Source organism: Vibrio sp. 10N.222.46.A1 (genome assembly GCF_041473595.1).
In the GTDB taxonomy this organism is placed as follows: Bacteria; Pseudomonadota; Gammaproteobacteria; order Enterobacterales; family Vibrionaceae; genus Vibrio; species Vibrio tasmaniensis_A.
The window spans coordinates 1-1,577 of record NZ_JBFRSN010000379.1 but is presented as its reverse complement, the minus strand read 5'-3'; the positions used below and the strand labels follow the sequence as shown (position 1 = coordinate 1,577).

Here is a 1,577-nt window from a genome sequence, read left to right as displayed (position 1 = left end):
TACTGTGATTGGTATAAGTCACCTAATAATTTGCGCATACTATCTATGTAAACCTTGGTTAGCTTCAACCTTTACCATCTTGTAATGTGGTCACTCTCTATTTAATACGTAGAGTTCTTGTGGTCAGTACTATACATAACTCCATTTGACTTCATTAATAGAAAAGAGTTACATACCGCCATAATTTTTAGTTATTCATCAATTCATGTTGATTAAGCCTATTTCGCTTTATCACATACTGACAAGGTACATCCCATGCGTTCATTTGTATTACGCGCTCGCGCAGCCCCTACAGAGAGCAAACTTATCTTAGAAGGTGTTGGGCAAGACGCTCATACTGAGATTCTGGCTCATACTCTGATGAACACGATCTTCGTTGCTCAATCACACCGTGAGAATGTCACCGTGCACCTTGTATTAGAAAGTACTAAAGACTTTTCACGTACGATCACTTTCGATTCAAATGAGATCACTAACATTGGTGGCTTTCATGAATCGGCATTGTTATCAGCGGTAGTAAGAGCGGTTGATGCTTCTCAAGGCATGATAAAAGAACAGACACGTCAGGTTGAACCGGGCATCACTGTTCGTACTATGAGTTTTGAAAAGTTGGTTAAAGAACTGGCTGAAGACCACCAGCTGTACATGATGGATAAGAAAGGCGACTTTATCCGTGACGCAGAGATTGCGGAAAACCCATGTTTCCTTCTAACTGACCATATCCCTATGCCGAAGAAAAGCTACAACAGCTTGAAGCGTTTAGGGACAGAGAAAATCAGCTTAGGTCCAAACATGTTGTTTGCTTCTCAGTGTGTTGTATTGATCAACAATGAACTGGATGTACGTGGTTTTTGATATCCACAGCTCTCTCTACGATAGTTCTCTCTAAAGCAGAGGTCACTCTAAAACAACAGTTCGCTATAAAAATAGCTAGCCCTAAAACCATAAATGGAGCGATATACGCTCCATTTATGGTCAAGTTAGCGTGCTAATTAAAAACGCACTTCGACGGTCATCCCTTCAATCCAATATTCTCTAGGCAAATCAGCCGTAAAGTTCAATGCTACTTTGAGATATGCTGGCTGCCCTTCAAAAGGGCTTGCTAATTGAGTCGGCAACTTACTGACGATTTCTACCGAATCTGCAATCTCAGCCTCAAAAGTACTACCATTAGGAAACCTTACCTTGGTATGAGCTCCTATTATCGCATTCTCTAAATATTTAGGGTCTAAATACGCGACCACTTGCGGGATGGTATTCTTCGCTATCGTTACAAGCTCGTCACCTTCGAACACTCTCTGTCCTTCAACGACATGGATATCGACAACGCGACCTTCATAGGGAGACTTAATCGCCAATCCTTGTTCAACAACACGTTTAAGTGCTAGATCTTTCATTAAAGCACGTCGAGCCTGACTAACCGGACCCGCTAATTCTCTTTCTTGTTCAGCTAATTTCGCATTTTGATAATCAAGTTTTTGTCCATTAAGCTGATTATTAAGTGAGTTACTCATTCCCACTATACTTGCATAGTCCACATCGGATACCTGACCTTTTTTCCTATATTCTTCATATCG

General features: G+C 41.0%; 2 protein-coding genes. One reads left to right on the top strand and one right to left on the bottom strand.

The window, feature by feature from the left end; translation table 11 throughout:
- Positions 1 to 255: 255 nt before the first annotated feature.
- On the top strand, positions 256 to 855 hold the full coding sequence (trmY, locus tag AB4496_RS12080) for a tRNA (pseudouridine(54)-N(1))-methyltransferase TrmY (RefSeq protein WP_009846285.1): 600 nt from the start codon (positions 256 to 258) through the stop codon (positions 853 to 855).
- Positions 856 to 992: 137 nt separating this feature from the next.
- Here trmY and AB4496_RS12075 read toward each other — a convergent pair.
- On the bottom strand, positions 993 to 1,577 hold a 585-nt coding region (locus AB4496_RS12075; RefSeq protein ID WP_372131038.1), incomplete at its 5' end, for an HlyD family efflux transporter periplasmic adaptor subunit.